General features: G+C 37.3%; 16 protein-coding genes. 11 read left to right on the top strand and 5 right to left on the bottom strand.

The features are described from left to right. Nucleotides 1-13 precede the first annotated feature (13 nt). The 11 genes from ACFINR_RS00850 (at nt 14) to ACFINR_RS00800 (ending at nt 14,217) form a co-directional block, all read left to right on the top strand. Nucleotides 14-679 (top strand): response regulator transcription factor, encoded by a 666-nt coding sequence (locus ACFINR_RS00850; protein WP_375652310.1) that lies wholly within the window; start codon nt 14-16, stop codon nt 677-679. Beyond that, nucleotides 679-2,097 carry an ATP-binding protein gene (locus ACFINR_RS00845; RefSeq protein WP_375611158.1) on the top strand — a complete coding sequence of 473 codons (1,419 nt, stop codon included), beginning with the start codon at nt 679-681 and terminating at the stop codon, nt 2,095-2,097. Before ACFINR_RS00850 ends, ACFINR_RS00845 begins: the two co-directional genes overlap by 1 nt. Before the next feature lie 234 nt (nt 2,098-2,331). Next, the gene (locus tag ACFINR_RS00840; RefSeq protein ID WP_375652309.1) at nt 2,332-3,102 is read left to right on the top strand and encodes a tetratricopeptide repeat protein; all 771 of its coding nucleotides are present in this window, start codon (nt 2,332-2,334) and stop codon (nt 3,100-3,102) included. 77 nt (nt 3,103-3,179) lie between these two features. Then, nucleotides 3,180-3,659: a cytochrome c maturation protein CcmE gene (ccmE, locus tag ACFINR_RS00835; protein WP_375611160.1), complete on the top strand. Its 480-nt coding sequence runs from the start codon at nt 3,180-3,182 to the stop codon at nt 3,657-3,659. A 7-nt stretch (nt 3,660-3,666) separates the two neighbouring features. Next, complete coding sequence (locus ACFINR_RS00830; RefSeq protein ID WP_375652308.1) at nt 3,667-5,646, top strand: heme lyase CcmF/NrfE family subunit; 1,980 nt, start codon at nt 3,667-3,669, stop codon at nt 5,644-5,646. Between the two features lies 1 nt (nt 5,647). Then, nucleotides 5,648-6,058 (top strand): cytochrome c-type biogenesis protein CcmH, encoded by a 411-nt coding sequence (locus tag ACFINR_RS00825; protein WP_375652307.1) that lies wholly within the window; start codon nt 5,648-5,650, stop codon nt 6,056-6,058. Nucleotides 6,059-6,276: 218 nt separating this feature from the next. Continuing rightward, a complete protein-coding gene (locus ACFINR_RS00820) occupies nt 6,277-7,788 on the top strand; it encodes a Do family serine endopeptidase (RefSeq protein ID WP_375611163.1) in 1,512 nt (503 codons plus the stop codon). 72 nt (nt 7,789-7,860) lie between these two features. Then, a complete protein-coding gene (locus ACFINR_RS00815) occupies nt 7,861-8,547 on the top strand; it encodes a response regulator transcription factor (protein WP_273791552.1) in 687 nt (228 codons plus the stop codon). Then, nucleotides 8,544-9,926 carry an ATP-binding protein gene (locus ACFINR_RS00810; RefSeq protein ID WP_375652306.1) on the top strand — a complete coding sequence of 461 codons (1,383 nt, stop codon included), beginning with the start codon at nt 8,544-8,546 and terminating at the stop codon, nt 9,924-9,926. The genes ACFINR_RS00815 and ACFINR_RS00810 overlap by 4 nt, the downstream gene beginning before the upstream one ends. Nucleotides 9,927-10,016: 90 nt before the next feature. After that, on the top strand, nt 10,017-12,941 hold the full coding sequence (locus ACFINR_RS00805; RefSeq protein ID WP_375652305.1) for a bifunctional [glutamine synthetase] adenylyltransferase/[glutamine synthetase]-adenylyl-L-tyrosine phosphorylase: 2,925 nt from the start codon (nt 10,017-10,019) through the stop codon (nt 12,939-12,941). Nucleotides 12,942-13,392: 451 nt separating this feature from the next. After that, nucleotides 13,393-14,217 (top strand): outer membrane protein, encoded by an 825-nt coding sequence (locus ACFINR_RS00800; protein ID WP_375612993.1) that lies wholly within the window; start codon nt 13,393-13,395, stop codon nt 14,215-14,217. Between the two features lie 1,365 nt (nt 14,218-15,582). Here ACFINR_RS00800 and ACFINR_RS00795 read toward each other — a convergent pair. From ACFINR_RS00795 to ACFINR_RS00775, 5 genes are all read right to left on the bottom strand, one after another. Then, nucleotides 15,583-16,467 carry a metallophosphoesterase family protein gene (locus ACFINR_RS00795; protein ID WP_375612992.1) on the bottom strand — a complete coding sequence of 295 codons (885 nt, stop codon included), beginning with the start codon at nt 16,465-16,467 and terminating at the stop codon, nt 15,583-15,585. Between the two features lie 595 nt (nt 16,468-17,062). Further along, on the bottom strand, nt 17,063-19,159 hold the full coding sequence (locus ACFINR_RS00790) for a glutamine amidotransferase (protein ID WP_375652304.1): 2,097 nt from the start codon (nt 19,157-19,159) through the stop codon (nt 17,063-17,065). Then, nucleotides 19,156-21,954, bottom strand: coding sequence for a DUF4159 domain-containing protein (locus ACFINR_RS00785; RefSeq protein ID WP_375652303.1), 2,799 nt, complete (start codon nt 21,952-21,954; stop codon nt 19,156-19,158). The genes ACFINR_RS00790 and ACFINR_RS00785 overlap by 4 nt, the downstream gene beginning before the upstream one ends. Next, nucleotides 21,951-22,862 (bottom strand): DUF58 domain-containing protein, encoded by a 912-nt coding sequence (locus ACFINR_RS00780; RefSeq protein ID WP_375612989.1) that lies wholly within the window; start codon nt 22,860-22,862, stop codon nt 21,951-21,953. Before ACFINR_RS00780 ends, ACFINR_RS00785 begins: the two co-directional genes overlap by 4 nt. Next, nucleotides 22,863-23,894 (bottom strand): AAA family ATPase, encoded by a 1,032-nt coding sequence (locus tag ACFINR_RS00775; protein WP_375612988.1) that lies wholly within the window; start codon nt 23,892-23,894, stop codon nt 22,863-22,865. Nucleotides 23,895-24,044: the final 150 nt, after the last annotated feature.

The following is a 24,044-nucleotide window of genomic DNA, read 5'->3' as shown; positions in this document are numbered from 1 at the left end:
AGATGGTGTTGTGATGCGTATCTTAATCGTTGAAGATGATCGGAATCTTCACCATCAATTAGCAGAAGCTGTAAGACGTGCAGGATATGTTTCCGATAGTGCTTTCGATGGTGAAGAGGCTTATTTTTTAGGGAGCACAGAGTCTTACGACGCGGTGATACTTGATATAGGTTTACCGCAGATTGATGGTATTAGTGTTGTTGAAAAGTGGCGTCAAGAAGGGCTCTCCATGCCTGTTTTAATGCTAACGGCGCGAGACCGTTGGTCTGATAAGGTGCAAGGTATTGATGCTGGAGCTGACGATTATGTTGTGAAGCCATTTCATTTGGAGGAAGTGATAGCGCGCTTGCGAGCATTAATTCGTCGCACTACGGGACATGCGACAAGTGCATTATGTTGCGGAAATGTTTTGTTGGATACAAAGACGTCTCGTGTTTTTGTGGATGGTCAATTGATTAAACTAACATCTTATGAATTCAGACTGCTTTCGTATCTCATGCATCATTGTGACAGGGTCATTTCAAGAACAGAGCTTACTGAACATCTTTATGATCAGGATTTTGATAAGGATTCGAATACGGTGGAAGTCTTTGTAGGTCGGTTACGGAAAAAGCTTGGAGTGAATTTGATTGAAACTATTCGAGGAATGGGATATCGCGTGAGAACGCGAGGTGATTAATGAATGTTTTTGAAGAGAATAATTGGTATAGGAGGTTCTTTTTTGTAATTACTCGATCTCTCAGTTTACGTGTTATGATCTTATCAACATTATGGGTTGTTATTTCTCTTTTATCGATTTCTGCAGTAAGTATTTTATTTTATAAGCGTTCGACTGAACAAAGCCTAGAGCGTATCCTTTCTGCTCAACTCTACAGTCTTATTGCAACAGTGACGGTGTCATCGGAAGGTACTTTGATAGGAGGGGCTGGGATTGATGATATTCGTTATTCTGATCCAACAACAGGATGGTATTGGGAAGTTGTTGCGATATCCCATAATTTAAAAGGAAGATTGACATCTCCCTCATTGGGAACAGGCGAGATATTTACACCAAGTGATGTTGATATACCTTTTGACAATAAATTCTTTCGCTCTTATCGGATAACGGGGAACAATGGTCAAAAGCTACAAGTGATTGAGAGTGATGTTGTTCTTGATAATAAAAATCATATTGCACGTTTTCGGCTTGTTGGGAATATCGATGAAGCTCATGCCCAGGTAAAGGAATTTAAGCGAACTTTGCAAATTTTTCTTTGGAGTTTCGGTATCGGGAGTGTTCTTATTAATATTGCTATTATTTTCTTTAGTTTTCAACCGTTGAAGCTTATTCGACGTGCATTGAATGATATTCGCGAAGGAAGAGTTCATTATGTGAATACGGATTTAGTAAGCGAAGTGATGCCGCTTGTACAAGAGATGAATGCTCTCATTAATAATAATCAGCGTATTATCGAGCGATTTCGCACACAGGTTGGTAATCTCGCGCATTCATTGAAGACGCCTCTATCCGTGATTATGAATGAGACAGATAAGATGCGCGGAGAAAAGGCTAGTTTGTTGAGAGAGCAAACGCAAATAATGCAAGCTCAAATCAATCATTATCTTCAGCGTGCGCGGATTGCAGCACAATGCGATAGTGTTGTCTATCATACGTCTGTTCGCAGTGTGCTTGAACGCTTGGTGCGGGTTATGAAAAAGCTTAATCCTGAAAAACAAATTCAATTTATTATGGATGTTGATGATATTGTTTTTTCTGGAGAGAAGGAAGATTTAGAAGAAATTATAGGGAATTTGATTGAAAATGCTACTCAGTGGTCTCGCGCAAAGGTTTTGATCTCTTGTTGTTTAGAAGAAAATGCTGAAGAAACAGAATATTTTAGTATCTTTGTAGAAGATGATGGTCCTGGTTTAACAGAAGACAAAATTGATGAAGCATTAAAAAGGGGGCGGCGGTTTAATGAAAGTAAACTAGGATCAGGCTTAGGGTTAGCAATTGTTTCAGATATGGTCAGTGAATATGGTGGGAATCTCTTTTTATCCCGTTCTGATTTGGGTGGGTTGTATGCAAAAGTTTTATTACCTAAGATGGGAGAATAACATATTTTCTCCTTAAGCAAGAAATGTCTATAAAGTTTGTAAAGCAGTATTTTCAGATAATACATCAAAGAGTAGGGAAACATTGTTTTTAGTTTCTTTGTTTAATTGATATATATAATAGATTTTATAATATTCTCCATGAAAAAATGAATTTTTATTGATTCACATCACTTTTCTCATGAAGAGGATAAAATGTAAGCGAGTTATTCTCTGTTCGTATTGGAAAAAAACGATATGCTCTTATTGATTTTTGCAGCATTTTTTCTGATTTTTCTGGCAAGTGTTCTTTTTCTTTCACTACGTTTTGATGATGAGATAAAAAAAGAATGGAAAGTTCAAACCGTGGATGGTTATAGAAGCCATAAGCGTATGATTGAGTTTAACAAGCTTTATATGCATTATAAAAAAAGAAATATTCTTAAGGCTTTAAGTATCTTGTTTGTTCTCCTTATGACATGGAATATTTATGGGCTGACAGGCAATCCAGAAGTGAAAAGTTATTTTTTTAGCGAATTAATGGATAAGGATCCTCAAACTCTTAGTAAGCAAGAAAAGCTTATTCGTTTACAAGTGCTTTTTTTCCGTGCACCTCATGATGGCAAGCTAGCAGATGCGTTAGCGGTAGGGTATCTCGAAGAAAGCCTTTTTCAAGAAGCAGTGAATACTTATTTAGATGCACTTCGTTTGAATGGAGAAACAGCTCCAAGGCTTGTAGGATACGGTTTAGCATTGGTTGGTTATGAAGGGGGAGTGATAACGCAAGAAGCGCAAAATGCTTTTCAAAAAGCAGCAGATTTAGCGCCAACAGATTTTTATCCACGTTTATTGTTAGCCGATGCATTGCATCAAGCAGGAAAAACTGCACAGGCAGTGCAATTTTTACAAAGCTTTCTTGATACAATGCCTGAAAATTTTTCAGGACAATCACGTGTTAAAAAAATGATGATTCAGTTACGTGATTTATCGAGTAAGCATACAAAGAAAAGAAATCTTGCACCTATGTAGAAGATGTGCAAAGCTCTTAAAAAATAAAATATTGATACTTAATTATAACGTATTTAAAATTTTTTCGCAGAGTGTCTATGAACAGTCAATCTTTAAAGAATTCTGCCTCATGGAAGGTTATTTTAGAGCAGCGAAAAAAAAAGCGCTTACTGATCATATTATTATGTTGTTTGGTTATGACAATTGCAGCAAGTCTCATAGTGTATGCAATGCGTCATGCGGTCAGTTTTTTTAGAATGCCCTCTGAAATTACAAGAGAAGATATTTTAACGGAGCGCCCTTTGCGTTTGGGTGGCTTTGTTGAAAAGGGAACTGTTCAATATGTTGGAGAGAGAGGCGTTGTTTTTTTTGTAACGGATAACAAAAAACATGAAAAAGTAGTTTTCAATGGTGCCTTACCGGATCTTTTTCGTGAAGGTCAGGGGGTGATCGTAGAAGGGCATTTCGATAAACAGGGCTTTTTTATAGGGATGCGTATTTTAGCAAAACATGATGAAACTTATATGCCTAAAGAAACAGCTGATCGTTTGAAAAAACATTACATTATGGAGAAATAATTCGATTGTGCTTGTCGAACTGGGTCATATTTTTTTAGCTGCAGCATTTTCAGTAAGCTTATTAGGGGCATTTTTACCTGCTTTAGGTTTTTGGTGGAGAGAGCGTTTGTTAATGCAAACAGTTGTTCCTCTAACATATATTACTTTTACATTACTGCTTTTATCTTTTTTAGTGATAATTTATGCTTATGTTGTATCTGATTTTTCTGTTTTGAACGTTGTTGAGAATTCTCATTCAGAAAAACCGATGCTCTATAAAATTACAGGTGTTTGGGGCAACCACGAAGGCTCTATGTTGTTATGGGTTTTAAGTCTTGCTTTTTTTAGCGCATTGATGGCTTTTTTTAGCCAACATTTGCCAGAAGATTTTAAGACGCTTGTTTTAATTTGCCAAAGTTGGATTACAACTGCTTTTCTTTTATTTATTCTTTTTGTATCCAATCCATTTTTACGCGTAAATCCACCAGCATTGCAGGGAAATGGTCTCAATCCTCTTTTACAAGATATCGCATTAGCAATTCATCCACCGCTACTTTATTTAGGTTATGTCGGTTTTTCACTTTGTTTTTCTTTTGCCATTGCGGCATTGATTATGGGACATGTTGATAGAATTTGGGCGCGTGGGATTCGTCCGTGGCTTTTACTTTCTTGGTGTTTTTTGACATTGGGTATTATGGTTGGCTCTTATTGGGCTTATTATGAGCTAGGATGGGGAGGCTATTGGTTTTGGGATCCTGTTGAAAATGTTTCGTTTATGCCGTGGCTTTCAGGAACGGCTCTTTTACATTCTGCTCTTGTTCTCGAAAAACGAGAAATATTGAAAAGTTGGACTCTGTTTTTAGCGCTGCTTACTTTTTCCCTTTCTCTGATGGGAACTTTTCTTGTGCGTTCTGGGCTTTTAGTTTCTGTTCATAGTTTTGCTGTTGATCCAGCACGCGGGCAAGCAATTCTTGCTCTTTTATTTTTTTTTACGGGAGCTGCTTTTCTTCTTTTTGCTTTGCGTACCCCTATTTTAAAAACAGAAAGATTTTTTCAACCAATTTCACGTGAAGGGTTTATTGTTTTAAATAACTTGTTACTGACAACAATAACAGCAACAGTATTGATTGGTACGCTTTATCCTTATTTTATTGAGATATTAACAGGGCAAAAAATTTCTGTAGGGGCTGCTTTTTTTAACCTTACCTGTGGACCGCTAATGGTTTTGCTGTTGTTGTTTGTTCCATTTGGGACAATGATGGCATGGAAACGCGGTGATTTTCTTGCAGTTTTTGAACGCTTGTGGTTTGTTTTTGTATTGGTTGGTATCGTCTGTTTTATAATATTCTATGCGACATCTGTGCGTGATATTTTTGCAGTTTTAGGGATTGGGCTTTCAGCGTTTGTTTTTTTAGGCAGTTTAGCGGATCTATGGGGAAAGAGTGGATATGGCAAGAGAGCTTTTTCAGTACGCGTTAAGAGATTTCTTGGATTGCCATGGTCTACTTTTGGTGCAGCAATAGCACATATGGGATTAGGCGTTACATTATTTGGTATTGTTTGCGTAGCAAGTTTTGGGCAAGAACGTATTTTAATCATGAACGTAGGGGATAGGGTGACGATAGCGGATAAAACGCTTCATTTTGATGCAGTGTATGATGGTGTTGGTTCGAATTATTCGACAATGGAGTTTTATTTTAAAATATATGAAAATAAAAACATTGTAGGTCATGTAACAGCCTCAAAGCGATTTTATTCAAGCCAAAATACATCAACAACAGAAGTTGGTCTTAAAAATCATGGCTTATCACAGCTATATATTGTACCGGGACATATTGATAATCGGGGTCTCGTTGTGCACGTATGGTGGAAGCCTTATGTAATATGTATTTGGTTAGGGGCATTCATGATGGCTATGGGGGGATGTCTTTCTCTTCTGGGGTATTGGTTTCGCATTGGCATGTACAATAAGGTAGTGCTTGCTTTAAATTTTGGGAAAAGACATTGAGATGAAAAAAATTCTTTGGATTGTATTTTTTTTAATTGCAACGTTTCCTTTTCAATTAGCAATAGCAGTAGAGCCGGATGAGATTTTAAAGGATAAGATTCTTGAAGCGCGAGCACGCCATATTTCATCGCATTTACGTTGTCCGGTTTGTCAAAATCAATCAATTGATGATTCAGATGCTGCTTTAGCACGTGATTTACGGCTTTTAATTCGGGAAAGGCTAAAAATGGGCTATAGTAATCAGCAAGTCACTGACTTTCTTGTTGAGCGATATGGTGAATTTATTCTCTTGAAACCACCATTGAATAAAATAACTTGGTTTTTATGGTTCTCGCCTTTGATCATTATTATCATTGGCATAAGTATCATATTTTTCCACTTCAAACGGGATAATCATGCGTTATGTGAATGAAAAAGAACAGTCAAAAATATCATTGCATTAAAAAAAATGTTACATAAAAGAAAAAAATCAGATCATCTGCAATGAGCAGACAATCTTATTGTAATTATATTAGGGAATACTGAAACCTTACAAAACTTTAATAATTTAGACAGAAAACGGTAAGGTCTGGTATTTTATAAGTGATCGGAATTGAAATAAAGGTATGATTGAATAGGAGCATAGAATAAATGGTTAAAAAGGCTTTCTTTAAAACATTTGTCGCAGTGAGTTTTTCTGCGATATTGGAAAGTGCACTGTTTTTTAGTGGATGTACATCAAGCTTGTGGATGACAAAGGCTCATGCAAGTTCTGTATTTACTTCGTTAATGCAACAACAGGGATTTGCCGATATTGTTGCTCAAGTGAAACCAGCCGTTGTAGCAGTACAAGTAAAGAGCAATAAAAAGAAAGAAGATAGGTTCTTTAGCAACTTTTTTAGTGGTCCAGGGCTTGATCAATTACCAGATCAGCATCCTTTAAAAAGATTTTTTAAAGAGTTTTATGATTTTGATAAACCTAAAAATAAATTTCCGCACCAATCGCAGAGACTCCGTCCTGTTGCTTTTGGATCGGGTTTTTTTATTTCATCTGATGGTTACATTGTGACCAATGATCATGTGATTTCTGATGGAACAAGTTATACTGTTGTTCTTGATGATGGTACAGAATTGAACGCAAAGCTCATTGGGAAAGACCCAAAAACCGACCTTGCCGTATTAAAAGTGAATGATAAAAGAAAATTTTCTTATGTTGATTTTGGTGATGATTCAAAGCTTCGTGTTGGGGATTGGGTTGTTGCCATTGGGAATCCATTTGGTCTTGGTGGAACTGTGACAGCAGGTATTGTTTCTGCACGTGGACGTGATATTGGCACTGGTGTGTACGATGATTTTATTCAGATTGATGCTGCTGTTAATAGAGGAAACTCTGGTGGTCCAACGTTTGATCTTAATGGAAAGGTTGTTGGGGTTAATACAGCAATTTTTTCTCCTTCTGGAGGAAATGTTGGGATTGCTTTTGCTATTCCAGCAGCGACTGTAAAACAGGTTGTACAACAACTTATTGAAAAAGGTTCAGTTCAACGTGGTTGGTTAGGTGTTCAGATTCAGCCGGTAACAAAGGAGATTTCCGATTCAATAGGATTGAAAGAAGCCAAAGGTGCTTTGGTTACTGATCCGTTAAAAGGACCGGCAGAAAAGGCTGGTATTAAAGCGGGTGATGTAATTATTTCAGTGAATAATGAAAAAGTTGCTGATGCGCGTGAGCTGGCGAAACGTATTGCAAATATTAAACCAGGAGAAATGGTAACCATAGGGATTTGGAGATCAGGTAAGGAGGAGAGTATAAAGGTTAAACTCGCTTCAATGTCTGAAGATGAAAGTAAGAAAGAGACTTCAAAATATTCAAATGGACAGAGTGATTTAGATGAAACATTGGAAGATTATGGTTTGATTGTTATGCCTTCTGATGATGGTGTAGGGGTTGTCGTAACGGATGTCGATACCGATTCAGATGCTGCAGATAAAGGGATACGCCCTGGTGATATCATTGTGACAGTAAATAATAAACCAGTTAAACGAGTCTCTGATATTATTAACACAATCAAAAATGCTCAGCAGTTAGGACGAAAGGCTATACTCTTACAAGTGCGAACAAATGATCAAAATCGTTTTGTTGCTCTTCCAATTTTCAAAAAATAAAGCTTTAGTTGTAGGACAAATATTTATTAAACATTTGTCCTACAACATAATAAAATAATGGAGATACGTTTTATGAAGATACTCGTTATTGAAGATGATCATGAGACGGGGCATTATCTCGAAAAAGCATTTTTGGAAGTAGGGCATTCTGTTGATGTTGCTTATGATGGAGATACGGGATACGCTTTAGCAACCACGGAAAATTATGACGTTATGGTTGTTGACCGAATGCTTTTGCATCGTGATGGTCTTTCTATTATTGCTGAATTGCGCGCTAAAGGCAATGAAACACCGGTTCTTATTCTGTCTGCTTTAGGGCAAGTTAATGATCGTGTAACGGGGCTGCGTGCAGGGGGAGATGATTATTTGACAAAGCCTTATGCTTTTTCTGAACTTCTTGCGCGTGTTGAAGTTTTACAACGGCGGAAAAATCCTAAAGAAGCAGAAACTGTTTACTGTGTAGGTAATCTTGAGCTTGATCGGTTAGCACATACGGTAAAACGAGGTGATAGAAACATTCTATTGCAACCACGAGAGTTTCGTTTACTTGAATATTTGATGCGTTATGCGGGGCAGGTTGTTACACGCACTATGCTTTTGGAAAACGTTTGGAATTACCATTTTGATCCACAAACGAATGTCATTGATGTCCATATCTCTCGTTTGAGAGCCAAAATTGAAAAAGATTTTGATGTTCCCCTTCTCCATACAGTGCGTGGAGCTGGATATATGCTGAAAGTACCAGATAACAAAGCATGAATCGTTTGATTAATATAATGCGCACGACGGCGCTAAGGCTTTCAGCACTTTACATTTTATTGTTTGGATTGGTGGCAACAGGACTTTCTATTTATATGACGGCATTTTCTGCTTCATTGTTAACAGAGCAAACTGAACAGGCTTTACATGAAGAATTAAAATATATTGAAAATGCTTATAATTATGGGGGATTATCCTTATTAATGCGCACTATTGATTATCGTTCAAGACAACCAGGAGCATTTCTTTATCTTGTTACAGATTCTATGGGGCGTATTTTAGCAGGAAATGTAGCACGTATTGAATTAGGTCTTTTGAATCAGAGTGGTTTTATTTCTACCTCTTTTTTGTATTCCCGTTTTGGAGAACATGGCAAAACAAGTGAACATCGCGCTTTGGCGGTTATTGTTGATTTACCTAATGCTATGAAGATTCTTATAGGACGTGATTTGGATGAGCCAGAACGTTTTGCTGTTGTTATTCGCAAAGCTGTGATCATTGCACTTGCTGCAATGGTTGGAGGCGCTTTACTCATATGGTTTTTTGTTGGCAGGAGAGCTTTACAAAGGATTGATCATGTAACGGCTGCATCACAGCGCTTGATGGATGGTGATTTCAGTGGGCGTTTACCTGTTTCTGGAGTAGGGGATGAGTTTGATCGATTGTCAACCAATCTTAATGTTATGTTAGACCGCATTGAAGAGTTAAATATTGGTTTACGTCAAGTATCAGATAATATTGCTCATGATCTGAAAACGCCGTTAACGCGTCTTAGAAATCGCGCTGAAGAAGCGCTTTCAGGAAATAAGACAAAGCTTGAATATCGTCAGGTCCTTGATAGGGTTATTGCAGAATCAGATCAACTTATTTGTACGTTCAATGCGATTTTAATGATTTCACGTATTGAGGCCAGCAGTGCAATTGAACATCTTGAAATGATGAATATGAAACTGATCCTTGAGGATGCTGTTGAGCTTTACGAACCTTTTGCTGAAGAGTCAGGTGTTTTACTTCAGTTGGGAGATATATTTGATAAAGAGCTAAAATTGAATCGTGAGCTTGTTGCGCAATCAATTTTTAATCTTATAGATAATGCAATTAAATATGCGCCTAAAGGTGGAAGGCAAGCGAAGGTTTGCTTATCAATGGAATATCGTGATGAACATTTATTAGTTGTTGTGAGCGATAATGGACCAGGAATAGCAGAGGATAAACGTGAAAAAGTGACAGAACGATTTGTTCGTCTTGAAGAAAGCCGCACACAACCTGGGTTTGGGATTGGTTTAAGTATAGCAAAAGCGGTTATGAAGCTTCACGGGGGTGAATTGTTACTTGAAAATGCAAATCCAGGGCTTAGGGCTGTTTTGTTATTTCCCTAAAGATATTTTTCTTCACTTTCATACGTAACAACTATTTTAAAAGTATAAAGCAATAGAAAGGAAAGCAAAATGCTTTTCAAGGGAGCAGAGATGAAACAAGCTTTTTTAAAAACACAGCTTCTCCCTTTATGTCCTCTCGATAAAAGTGGTTCCCAATGGTTAAAAGACATGGAAGAACAAGCAAGGAAAGAAGGTTTAGAATCGCTTGTTTCCATCATTTCAGAGAGTGGAACGCAGATTGATTTTATCAGTTCGGTTATGACCTTATCTCCTTTTTTGCGTGAGGTTTTAATTGCCAACCCATCATATCTTAGTGCTTTATTAAATGTTGATATAGAAACAAGGCTGAGCGAAATTATAGATGATATTACAGCTATTGATAAAGATGAAGCTATAAATGAAACTTCATTGATGGCTGCTTTAAGGCGCAAAAAACGAGAAGCGCATGTTCTTATTGCTTTAGCTGATTTGGGTGGTGTTTTTACTTACGAAGTTTCATGTGCTTGGTTGACACGTTTGGGCGAAGCAGCATTAAGTGTAGCACTACGTTTTCTATTAAGAGAAGCGCATGATCATGGTAAGATCAATTTATTAAGCCGTGAGAATCCAGAAAAAGACTGTGGTTTAATTATTTTAGGGATGGGAAAGTTAGGAGCAGGGGAACTTAATTATTCTTCTGATATTGATCTTATTGTTTTCATTGATGAAACATCATCTCATATTGGTAATCTTTCTGAAAGTGTTAACGTATTTTCTAAAATGGTACGCCGATTAATCCGTATCATTCAAGAACGCACTGCGGAAGGATATGTTTTTCGTCTTGATTTTCGTCTTCGTCCAGATCCAGGTTCAACCCCTTTGGCCTTACCAGTAAGGACTGCATTGCGTTATTACGAAGGGCGTGGGCAAAATTGGGAACGAGCAGCCATGATTAAAGCACGTCCAGTTGCTGGTGATAAGAGGGCAGGTTTTAACTTTCTCAAAGAGCTTTTTCCCTATGTGTGGCGGAAATATTTAGATTATGCTGCTATTGCTGATATTCATTCGATCAAACGTCAAATTCATGCGCATAAAAATTACGGTCAAATTGCAGCTTATGGGCATAATATAAAGTTAGGTCGTGGTGGTATTCGTGAGATTGAGTTTTTTGTTCAGACACAGCAGCTCATTGCTGGTGGACGTTTTCCTCAATTACGTGGACGTCAGACAGTTGCAATGTTAGCAGAACTTCACACGCTTGGTTGGATCAGTGAGAAAACGAGAAATAGCCTTATAAAAAGTTATGCTTTTCTTCGAAATGTGGAACATCGTATTCAAATGCTTTTCGATGAACAAACACATCTTCTTCCAAATGATACTGCTCAATTCACGAGTGTTGCCTATTTAATGGGTTATCAAGACAGGAGCAGTTTTATCCGTGATTTATTAAAAACACTTCAGATTGTTGAAAAACATTATGCTGCACTGTTTGAGAATGAGCAAGAACTTGGTTTAGAAATTGGTAATTTAGTTTTTACCGGTGAAGAAGATGATCCGGAGACATTAATAACGTTAAGCCGTTTAGGCTTCGAAAGAGCAAGTGATATTTGTCGTATTATGCGCACGCTCCATTTTGGTCGTTATAAAGCAACGCAATCAGCCGAAGCACGCGAGAGATTAACGGAATTAACACCAGCTCTTTTGAAAGCTTTTGGTGGGACAAAACGAGCTGATGAGGCGATGTTGCGTTTTGATGGTTTTTTACAGGGCTTACCTTCAGGAATTCAGCTTTTTAGTCTTTTGCAGTCTAATCCTTCTCTTTTGGATATGCTTGTCCTTATTATGGGGGCTGCTCCACGTCTTGCAGAAATTATTGCACGCAGGTCCCATGTTTTTGATGGAATGTTAGATCCGAATATTCTTTCAGAATTACCGACCAAAACGTACTTAGAAAAACGGCTTGAATATTTTCTTGAAAATGTTCTTTCTTATGAGGAAATTCTTGATCATTTAAGGATTTTTGCAGATGAACAACGTTTTTTGATTGGTATTCGAATTTTAAACGGTACAATTACAGGAGAAAGAGCGGGTTTTGCTTTTACTGCGCTTGCTGATCTTATGATTACAAAAACATTTACTACCGTTCAAGAGGAATTTTCTCGTCTTCATGGTCGTATTAAAGGGGGGCGTGTTGGCATATTGGGTATGGGGAAGCTTGGAAGTCGCGAATTAACAGCAGATTCCGATGTTGACCTCGTTTTGCTTTATGAACACGATGATGATGCAGAAATATCTGATGGAGAAAAGCCTCTTTATATCTCTCAATATTATACGCGTTTAGCACAGCGCCTCGTTTCTGCTTTATCCACTCTTACAAGCCAAGGTATTCTTTATGTCGTTGATTTAAGGTTACGGCCATTAGGCAATAAAGGAGCTATTGCTGTTTCTTTTCCATTTTTTAAAAAGTATTATCGCCAAGAAGCATGGATATGGGAATATCTTGCTTTAACAAGGGCTCGAGGCATTGCAGGAGATCCTGATTTTTTACAAAAGCTAGAAAATGAAGTGTGTGCAATTATTGCTATTTCTCGTGATAAGAAGGAAGTTGCAAAAGAAGTATGTGAAATGCGTGCCTTGATTGCAAAAGAAAAGCCGCCAAAAAATCAATGGGATTTAAAAACGATGTCTGGTGGCATTATGGATTTGGAGTTTATTGCTCAATTTTCTCTTATTACGCATGTCATTGAGTTTCAAATTGGAGCGACGACAGCGGATATTTTAGATCACTTACCAAACAGTTTTCTTAATCAGTCATGTATTGCTGATTTACATTATGCCTATCGTCTTTATACAAATTTGAGTCAAATTATACGGCTTTGCTTAAATGATTCTCTTGATCCCAATGACATGCCACCTGGATTAAGTGACCTTTTGTTGAATAGTGTTGGGGAACCTGATTTGCTTCGTGTGGAAAAATTAATTGCAGAAACTGGGCAATTGGTCTGTTCAGTTTTTACAAAAATCATGAAACATTAAAATAATTCTATAAGAATAAATAAAAATTATTAATTCCATTTTTATATATTAATTTTTGTCGTTCATTTCATAGACGCTTGAGAGGGTTAGAGTGAAGTTCTCTACTGTTTTTTCAAGTGTGATGAAAAAATTCTCCATTCTAGGTATCATTCTTTATACAAAAAGCGATGAGTGATTAATTTAGTTAATCATATTTTTTATGAGCGTTATCTCATTTTTTCAAAAAATTGACATTATAATTTTTTATATAATTTCAGATAATAACGATCAATATGAAGCTATAAAAGCTACTATAGATTAATAGCTTCTGGAAATTATAAATAATATTTAAGCTTTATTTAAAACTAATTTTAATTTTTTAACTGTGTCATTTTTGCTATAGATTTTTTCAAAAAATTGTGAAACGATTTATCATTATTTATGTATCACATTAGCTTTTAGGGGAGCAATTATGATTACAAAGTATTTAGCCTCAACATCTATATTTTCTTTAATTTCAATTTCTGTAGTACAGGCGTCGGATATCGTTATTCCTGAACAACCTGTTCCTGTTATTCCAGCACCTGCTTTGTCTTGGACAGGATTTTATCTTGGAGGACAGATTGGTAACTTTTCAGGTAAAACAACTGCAAGTTATTTAAAACATGAGACAGGGATATGGAATCCAATTGGAAAGGAGAATTTACCTAAACTTTCTGGTTTTATCGGGGGAGTTTATGCAGGTTCCAATATTGATATCGATAATAGTTTTATTATAGGTATTGATACAGATATTATGTGGTTTGGTAAAAAGGATTCTAAAGATGTCAATCTACCGAAAAAAAGTCCAACTGAAGAAACACCAAAACTTGTAGAAAAAACAAGTCTAACAAGAGATTTGCATGAGGAGGATTCGACAACACCTATTAAAGCTGTACGTCATACTTTAAAACAAAAATGGGCTGGTGCTACACGGGTGAGAGTTGGTTTTGCGATTGAGCGTATGATGCCTTATATTTCTGGAGGGATTGCTTATACGCAGCTTCAGAATATTTTTGCGGCAGTAGCTGATAGCAAAAATGGAGAAGTTGATTTTTCTGATTGGTTGCATGATGAAAAAAAGACCATGATTGGTTATACCCTTGGAGGTGGTATTGATTTTGCAATGACTGATAATATTATTGTACGTGCAGAATATCGTTATTCAGATTTTGGCAAAAAGAAGTTCATACAGGATAAATTTGAAATGGGCTACAAGACAAATGATTTTCGTGTGGGTGTAGCTTATAAATTTTAATTTTTTGCAGAATTAAACACTTCAAAAGTCTCATTTTCGAATGAGGCTTTTATTTTTCAGATATGTTCTAGTAAATATCCTTTACTCAAAAGAGCTACTATTTTATTCGAACAATACTTTGATTTGTAAACATAAATTACTTTTTGTCATGTTGAGTGAGAGACCCAAGTGTCATAAGATTTTCTCATTTTAATTGAACCGATCAAAACCATGTCTTTTGCACGTCAAAAAGAGGGGGGCGTCGTGAGATAAAAACATTAAAGAAAGAATAAAAATGCTTCTTATGAACCATTTTAAGTGCTAAAGGCTGTCGCTACATTAGGGGGTGGCAAAGTGTGAGATTTTGATACTAGCTTGCTTTTCCATAAACGTGAAGATGGTGTTGCTAAATGGACTTAACATTACATCATTCATAGGTACCGTCGGGAAATGGGTTTGGGTGCTTTAAAAGATGCTTTTTTAAACCAACATGTGAATTGGCAAGCTAATGGCATTTTATTTTATTTGAAAGATTTTTCATACAATCAACTTTTCTGTTTTGCGGTATCGTAAAATATTTTATTTAATAACAAAAAGCTCGCAAAAAAATTCTAAAGAACGTAAAATTACATCCGCAATATAATTCAATAATAAAATAATTATAAAGAGTATTATAAAGTGATTTATAGGAAAAAATAGAGAGAAAATTAGGAATTTATTGAGACATAAAAAACATTATTACCTATGTCTGTTATCGAAATATAATCTATTATTTTCCTAATTTTTTAATGTACGATAATAAATTTCGAGTGAAATAGTAATGGATCATTTCAAATCTATTTACGATAAATCAATCAACATCATTTGTTTATGAATCACAAGTAGGTTGGGTTATTTAAATTATATACTTTAGTTATTATTTGGCTTTTTTAGCCATTGATTTTCAGGTATAGAAGCTGAATGAGCTTCTCTATTATTCTATAAAATATCATCATTGTAATAATATAAGGATTTTAGGCATTAGATGCTTTTGGAGGAGTGGATGATGAAATTCAAAGCAGGGTTTATGTGTAGAGCTTTGTGAAGTAAATCACATGCGCAATTAGCAGCTGGAACCCGTGAGACAAGAATCCGAATTATTTATAAATCAGATGTGGTAGAATTTTCGTCCTTTAGAGCGGGAAGGAAGAAAACCGATAAGTTTGTAAAAAGCTAGTCACATAAGTGGGGCAGCAGATGGAACTGTCTGAGAAAAATTGATCTATTGACAGAGAAGGTGAAACTTTATCTTTTAAGGAGAAAAAGGGAAATAAGAATTATGATTTCCAAAGGGATGTGAAATAAAAATGTTTTTATTTTTGGTTGTTTGGGCAACTATGAAGGTGTTTAAAGATTAATTTTTTCAGTACATGCAATCTCGTTTTTGGGGTTGATAATGCTATAACGTTGTAATTGGCAATGCCATTGATTTTGTAAGCGTTCAATGGAAAATAAATTAAAGCCTGCGGGCGGTTTTTTATCACCAAAAGCTTGTGATGCGGAAGGAACACCAACAATAGGAATTTTTTTAATTGGTCCTTCAATGTAATTCAATGTGGGTAAATGAGTATGTCCGTGAAGAATAAGCTCACAACCGTGGTATTTGATAATGTCTAGAAAACGTTTTATATCCCGTAGTTTTTTATGCCAAGACGTTGCCTTTGGAAAGGGGGGGTGGTGAATCATGACGACACGAAAAAGGTTGCGCTGTGCTGCTTCCTTTAAAAAGAGCGGTAAAGTTTGCGCTTGCATTTTACCAAAATAGCCAGAAGCTTGAAAAGGCAATGTCGCAATGGCTGAAGAAGCTGCTATGATGGCAACATCTTTGCGAATGCGCATATAAGGAAAGGCACTTTTTTGAGGGATGTCACCTGTAATCCAAGGTTTAAAGAGAGTGCATGCTTTTTGTAAAGCGCCGCGGACATAGGCATCGTGATTTCCAAATGTCAAAGAAATATCTTGAGGTTTTCCTAGGTTAAGTAGCCAACGATGAGCTTGTACAAATTCTTTATCGAGAGCAAGATTTACAAGATCACCAGAGATCACAAGGTGATCAGGTTTTGTTTTGTTCAAGGCATCTATTAAAGTTTCTAGGACATCTGTTGCCATCTGACTCTTACGTTTTTTTTGCCAGTTCAGATAACCGGTAAGACGTTTCCCAGAAAGTTCAAAAAGGGAAGGTTGCGGGAGAGGGGAAAGATGTACATCCGATATATGGGCAAGATAAAACATAAAAGCTCGTAAAGTATTAAAAACGATTTAAAGAGTAAACATAAGATAAGTTAGTGCTTAAAGGCAAGAAAGATTGTAAAATGAAAATTAGCTTGCAAAAAAGAATGTCTCAAGCGGAATGTTCCAAATAGAATATCCCTAATAAAATATCATTGTGTTGTAGATTCACATATTTGTAAAAAAACATTTCTCAATGCGTTTGAGCTAATTTCACGATGGTACTCGATATTATAATGGAAAGCTTCTGTGAACTATATAGGGCTTACTGTACACTACCATCTCTACACTTATACAAGGTGCAAATAAAAAACATCATACTATTTTCCCCCAATTTTATGAAAATCCTTGCTTTGCTTTAAGAGGATTCATAAGAGGTATTTCACTCTTTTCTTCAATGGTTTCTATCCATACAGCATCCCTTCTAATAATACGCAAGAGAATGTTTTTTATTGTTTTAATATGAGGATATTGGAAATAAGGAGAATTCCACTGTATTTTGAGTTATAAATCAATACGTTATCTAATTACAAAAGACAAGCAAATACGTAAAAAGATAAGCTGAATTTTAAAACTATTATACGAAATCTCAGACTTTTTAACGGCCTTCATAATACCACATGCTGCTCAACAGTAAAAGGCAAGCAAGCAGTGCAAAAAAACCAGAAAATATCGAAAAATAAAAGGTATTGATTAAACGGGTTTCTGTTGCTTCTTTCAGAACAATTGAATGTGCTGGGGAAGAGGACGGACTTGTTTTTGATTGAATCAGCTTAAATGGAGGAAGATGAATGTTTTCTTTTCCTTCAGGGTGTAAACGTCCGATGTAGCCACCAGTGTGCTTAATAATGGGGGCTAGTTTTTCTTGTGTTGAAATCAAGTCAAACAACTCAAGATTATCGAGCATCCCTACAGAAGAAAGTATTGTTAAACCGCCATTTTTAATGTTAAAAATTCCTGTCTCATCAGTGGTCACAGTTGCAGTAAAAAGGCCTTCTTTCTCTTTGGTCAGAGTAATATTTTCTTTTTTTCCAGAGGGAAAGATTATTTCAGCGGGTTCTGGATGGTCTTTTAGAGTTTGGCGGCGAATTGTTAAATGATGATGGCTGCTGGTCGCACTTAATTTTTCTTCCTCAAGTTCTGGTTCTTTCATGAGCCAATGGGCAATACGACGATAAAGAGCAGCATAAGGACCACCGCCTTCGAAACCTCGTGCCCAAAGCCAACTTTCATCAGAAAGCAACATACCTACACGTCCTTTATCAACATGCGAGAGAAGTAAAAGTGGTTGTTCATCCGCTCCTTTCATGAGGGCGATTCCGTTATTTATGTTTTGAATAGCAATTTGTCGCAACCATTGCCCCCATTGAGAAGCGGGAAGGTTAAGTGTTGCAAGACCCCTTGTGACAGGATGGCGCTCACCTTCTTTGGTTAATGTGGGGCGAAAAGGTTTTTCAATAATAGTTCCATTGGGCAATGCCGGTAGAATGCTTATTAAAGGTGTTTTCGCAAGTGAGTTTTTTTGGGTAAATTCAGGTCCTGTTACCATCAACAATGCACCCCCCTTTTGTACATATTGGGCGATATAATCATAATAGATTAAGGGGAGAACAGTAGAGTGCTGGTAGCCATCAAGGATGATGAGATCAAAGTTATTAATTTCTTCAACAAAGAGTTTTCTTGTGGGAAAGACCACTAAGGATAATTGGCTTGAGGGCGTATTATCTGCTTTGGTGGGGGGACGCAAAATAGTAAAGTGAACAAGATCAATATTGGAGTCACCCTTCAAAAGGTCTCGCCATGTCCGTTCTCCATTATAAGGAGCACCTGAAATAAGAAGAACGCGTAAATTTTCTCTGATTCCTTCAATAATTGTTATGGCGCGGTTGTTTTCCAAGCTTAGTTCACCTTTGTGTGGATCAGTTATAACTTGGATAATATTTTTTTCAGCATGAGGAAGGGTAATTTCAGTTTGAAAAATCACGCCAGGAGTTACAGAATAATGGCCAATGTCTTGTCCATTGACGCTTAGTGTAATATTTACTTTCTGTGATATTGTTTTTTTGGCGGGGCCTTTATCTTCTACCAAAATGGAGAGCGTTTGTGGTTTGTTGACAAGGGCAAAGCGTGGAGGAGAAATAAACTTGATTTGGCGATCAAATTCATCTGAGTATCCTGTAATCAGGGCATTGAGAGGTGCTTCATGATGAAGATCTGATAGGTCAGGGATGTCATGCACTTGTCCATCGGTGATAAAAATGGTTCCTGCATAACGAGAGAACGGTATATCAGATAATGCTTGTGTTAAAGCTTCAAACAAATTCGTTGAGGGTGCATATTGATTATCAGCAAGTTTCCCAGCTTCAATAAAGCGTGGTTCAAATTGTGGATAATGCGCCAGTGTTTCGACTAATTGCCTGCGCGCTTCATCACTATCATTTGTACGTGTTCCAAATGATTGGCTTTTGCTGCGGTCAATGACAATGCCTACTGTGCTTTTCAGTGGTTCGCGCTGTTCTTTTATGATCATTGGATTGAGCAAAGCAAGGATAAGGGCGCTTAATGCCATCAGACGAAATAAAGAACCTTGCCGTTGCGTAACAAGACCAACAACGACAAAAAGAATCGATATTCCGCTTAAGAGCAGAATCCAAAAGAGTGGTAAAAAAGGCTGAAAAGTGAAAAATGATATCATTGCCTTCTTTCTCTTTTAAAGCGTTCCAAGAGTGCTGGAACATGCACTTGATCCGCTTTATAGTTTCCTGTAAGCACATAAAGGACAATATTTAAACCTGCACGAAATGCCCATAGACGTTGCATTGGATCATTGGGAACAAGGGGATATTTCCATGCCCCTTTTTCATCGAGTGCCCAAGCCCCAGCAAAGTTATTTGCGGTGATGAGAAGGGAGCTTACGTTATCGCCGTTGGCAAGAGAGTTTTTATTTTTTTTGTTTGTTGATGAGGATTCAACCCATAAAGGTGAACCACGGTAGAGACCAGGAAAATCTGGCATAATATAAAAAGAACGTGCAACAACATGATCTGTTGATGCTGGCTCAATGGATGGAATATTTAACTCTTTTAAGATATCTCGTAATCTTTGCGTTTCTGGAGTAGCGTCTCCTTCAAGATTAAGATTGCTCTTTATCTGATCGCGCGTGTCAAATAAAATTGTTCCCCCATGTTTCATAAAGTTATTTATTTTTTCAAGGCTTTTGGGGGTTGGTATAGGACTCTTAACATCAATTGGCCAGTAAATAAGAGGATAAAAAGAGAGTTCATCTTTATCGAGATCAAGTGCTGTAACAGAGCCAAGGGTAAGCATTGTGCGCTCTGCGATAAATTGACTTAACGCTTCTAGACCACTTTTACTCGTTGTATCAATTTCATGATTATTGGTTATAACATAGGCAAGATGTGTTGCGCCAGCAGCTTGTACACTATCATGATGATTTTCTTTCGTTTGTGCATGAAGAGTTGGATCATATGAAAACAAGGCAATAAGACTTATAAAGGGGACGAGAAACATATTACGCCGTTTCATGAAAGAAAAAATATCTCCCATCCATAAAATGAGAAAATTGTCAAAGGCGAATAATAAGATGGCTAATCCTAAAAGTGGACCGATAAGATTTTTTTCTTTTGTATCGTAAGATAAAGGGCTTTTATTAAGAGAAGTTGGCAATGATGATTGTTTCATCAAGTGCGACGAATGAGTTAAGAGATTGAGTGCATAAAAATTGTTTTTGGCACCATAAAGTCCTGGGGGAGTATGGTAGGAAGGATGGGGTGGATTTTGAGAGTCAAAGATCAAAGGAACAACATCAGAGGGTGGTACTTGTAATTGTCCGTCAACGGCTATAGTTCGCCAAGGGTTTTGTATCACTGTTCTTTTTTCTCTGTGTGTTAGGTTTGTGTTTTCGTTAGAACCTAATGTGATTAATTTTTGCAGCATTTGTGCAAAAAAGCCAGAAAGAGGAAGGTTAGACCATGTTGGGTCAGGAGCAACATGAATGAGAATGAGGGTTCCTTTACCACGTTTTGCTGCGGTAACAAGAGGAGTTCCATCCGAAAGGCTAAGCCACGTTTTTTCAAAAAGATCTGGGGTTGGTTCTGCGAGGATTTGGCGCGAGACAGTAACATCTCCTGGAAAGGGAAGACCAAAGAAAAAGCTATTTTTTGCAAAAGGGGCAAGCTTTTGTGGTTTTGTCCAAGACATAATACTTCCAAGGGAACGTTGACCTGGGCGCAGTGGTATCGGAAGAAGGTTATCGTAATGTTCTGCGCTACTGAGTTTTTCTCCTGCAAAGCGGATGAGTGTTCCCCCTTTATTCACAAAATCAGAAAGTTTTTTTTCTGCTTTTGGGGGTATGTTAACAATGTCACCCATAATCAAAACAGATGGATTTTGTTTAAGCAAATGATCAATATCCGTTGAAAGTTCTCTTCCACCGGCTGTTATAAGCTGTGTATGACCTTGTAAGGCTTTGATAATGTAATAAAATGGAGCAAGTAAAGGCTGTGCCATTTCATTGGTATCGGGTGAGAGAAGAGCAACACGGCTTATCCTGTTATGGCTATCTACCAAGAAGGTTGCTGCAGCATGGTTTTGATTGTTTATTTTTATCCAAGCGATATCATTGCGTAGTTCAAGTGGTACATTAAAAGGAACAAGTGCTGTTGTTTCTCCTTCAGAGAACTTGTTCGTAAATTGACCGAGAAGTTGATTATTTGAATCGTAAAGGCTGAGTATAGCGGGAGTATTACTGTGTGTTGTTGAGCGGATAATACGCGCGCCCATGTTTCCATTGTTATTTTCTATGGATGTTATGCCGGTTAAATCGGAAATATCAGTCAAATACCACAAGAAGTTTCTAGGTTTTAATTCTTCAAGAAGAGCAAAAGCTTGCTCATCTTCATTTGTTTGTAATCCATCACTTAAATAAGCAATATCAAGAGGTTTTCCTTTGGTTCTTTCGCTGAGTTTTTTGAAGGCATGCACACGGTTGACAGGCCAAGGACGCGGTTGCAAATGCATTAAATGCTGTTTTATAATCTTGGCTGGTTGGGGCTCTATATTGGAGATATTATTTTCAGCCGTTGCAACAAGATAAATATTTTTTTGCTGTTTTTCTGCCTGTGCAAGGAGCATTTCAGCGATAGAGATGCGCTGTTTCCATTCTTTTACAGAAACCCAACCATTATCAATAATGAGTGCAAGGGGTTGAGACCCAGAAAAGCTTATTGGTTTTTGATTCCAAGTGGGGCGTGCTAGAGCTATGATAACAAGTGCCGCTATGGTTAAACGCAACAAGAGCAACCACCAAGGTGTATGTTTTGCTGTTTCTTGTTGATGAGTTGGTTTGGGTAAGAAGCGAAAAGGGGGAAAAAGCTCTTTACGCGGAGATGGAGGAGTTATCCGCAACAGCCACCAAATGACCGATAGGAACAAAAGCCCTAGTAACAGAAAGGGAGCAGCAAAACTCAAAGTGCCCTCCTTTTTTGCAATGGAGAGTCGCTCATTGTATTTGCAAGATGAAAAATGGTCTCTGTTAAAGGTTGATCTGTTGTACTAACGTGATAAGACCATCCTTGGCGTGCGCAAAAATTTACCAATTCTTGTCGCCTTGCGTGATATAGTTTACAATAGCTCTTACGAAGATCTTCTGCTTTAGTGGAAACATGTTTCTCTTTCGTTTCGGGATCCAAAAATTCTGTGTGACCTGTGTAGGGAAAGCTTTCTTCTGCGGGATCAGAAATTTCAATTAAATGCGCTGTCACTTGTTTTGTAGTTAAAACGGTTAAATATTGGATGATTTTTTCAGGATAGTCGAGAAAATCACTCATTATAATGACATGTGAAAAGCGTGTAATCGTTGAAAAATCCGGAAATAAATTTTCATCTGAATGATTTTCTAAAGCAAAGGCTATTCGTTCTACGACATTGGATGTCATTGTGGGGGACATTAAGTTAGGAATAGCAATATGTTCGCCACTGCGTGCAAGAAGGGATGCCAAGGTAAGGGTAAGAATAATGGCATGATTACCTTTAGAGATTTTAGAAAAGCGCGAACAGTAATGCATTGATGCGCTCTGATCAGGACAAAGCCAAACGGTTTGTGTCGTTTGCCATTCGTGTTCGCGCAGATACGTATTTTCATCACGCGCTGAGCGACGCCAATCAATGCGGGTAATGGATTCTCCTTCCATATAGGGACGAAATTGCCAAAAGTTTTCCCCATTACCGCTTTTACGTTGTCTGTGCCATCCGGTTATCAGTGTATTAGCGATATGACGCGCTTGTAAAAGGAAATATGGCATTTTGCCAGTATCCTTATGCAGTTCATTTGCCAGCGACAATGGAGGCTTTTGTAAAACTTTTTTGCCAAGTGCCATTCAAAGAGCATCTTTCACAAGGTTATTGATAATATCTTTTACGGTTATATCTTCAGCACGGGCAGAAAAATTAAGAGCCATGCGGTGTTGTAATACAGGATAGGCCAATGCTTCAACATCATCAAGTGAAGGGGCTAAGCGTCCATAATAAAGAGCACGGGCGCGAACACAAAGTGAAAGGGCTTGTGATGCCCGTGGACCAGGTCCCCAAGAAACATAAGTATTAGCAAGGCTATTGTCTTTATGAGGGCGAGATGAGCGGACAATTTTTAAAATAGCTTCGATCACACTTTCTGAAAGAGGCATTTTGCGAACGATATTTTGAATTTTTTGCAATTTTTTGCCGGATAAAATTGGTTTTGCATTTGATTTTTTTTCTTTTGTTGTTTCTAAAATAATCCGTCGCTCTGTTGTGAGGTCAGGATAGTCAATATCGATTTGCATCAAAAAGCGATCCAGTTGTGCTTCAGGAAGTGGATAGGTCCCTTCTTGTTCGAGAGGATTTTGCGTTGCAAGAACATGAAAAGGTTGTGGCAAATCATAACGGTTACCTGCAACAGTAACATGATATTCTTGCATAGCTTGTAAAAGGGCTGACTGTGTCCGTGGGGAAGCACGATTGATTTCATCGGCCATGAGAAGTTGCGTAAAAATAGGACCTTGAATGTATCGAAAAGAACGTTTACCGTCTTTATCGGAATCCATAATTTCAGAACCAATAATATCCGATGGCATTAAGTCAGGAGTGAATTGGATGCGTTTTTCATCAAGCCCTAAGACTGTTCCCAATGTTTCAACAAGACGTGTTTTTGCAAGTCCTGGAGCACCGACAAGAAGGGCGTGACCACCAGCAAAAATAGCGATTAAAGCATATTCGATTACCTGATTTTGCCCAAAAATAACTTTGTCAATTTCTTTTTGTAAAATATCCAATTCTTTGTGTGCCGTATCAATATCATCAATAATGACTTGAGCTTCATGATTGATATTGACCTTTTTTATAGAATTGGATGATGGATCATGTTGACTCATATTTCTTCCTTAAGGCGTTTGTCGCAAAAATGGTAATTTTCTCTGCATGATAATGGATATCTTATTGTTTGTAACAGAAAATGAGAAGAAATGAAGTATCATATGCCGTTTTTTTTCATATTCGTATAGAAGAGAAAAGTTTCTTTGGAA

This window comes from Bartonella sp. AP19HLJMH, assembly GCF_042196245.1.
GTDB lineage: Bacteria > Pseudomonadota > Alphaproteobacteria > Rhizobiales > Rhizobiaceae > Bartonella.
The sequence above is the reverse complement of the archived record's forward strand: the minus strand, read 5'-3'. Positions and strand labels throughout refer to the sequence as shown.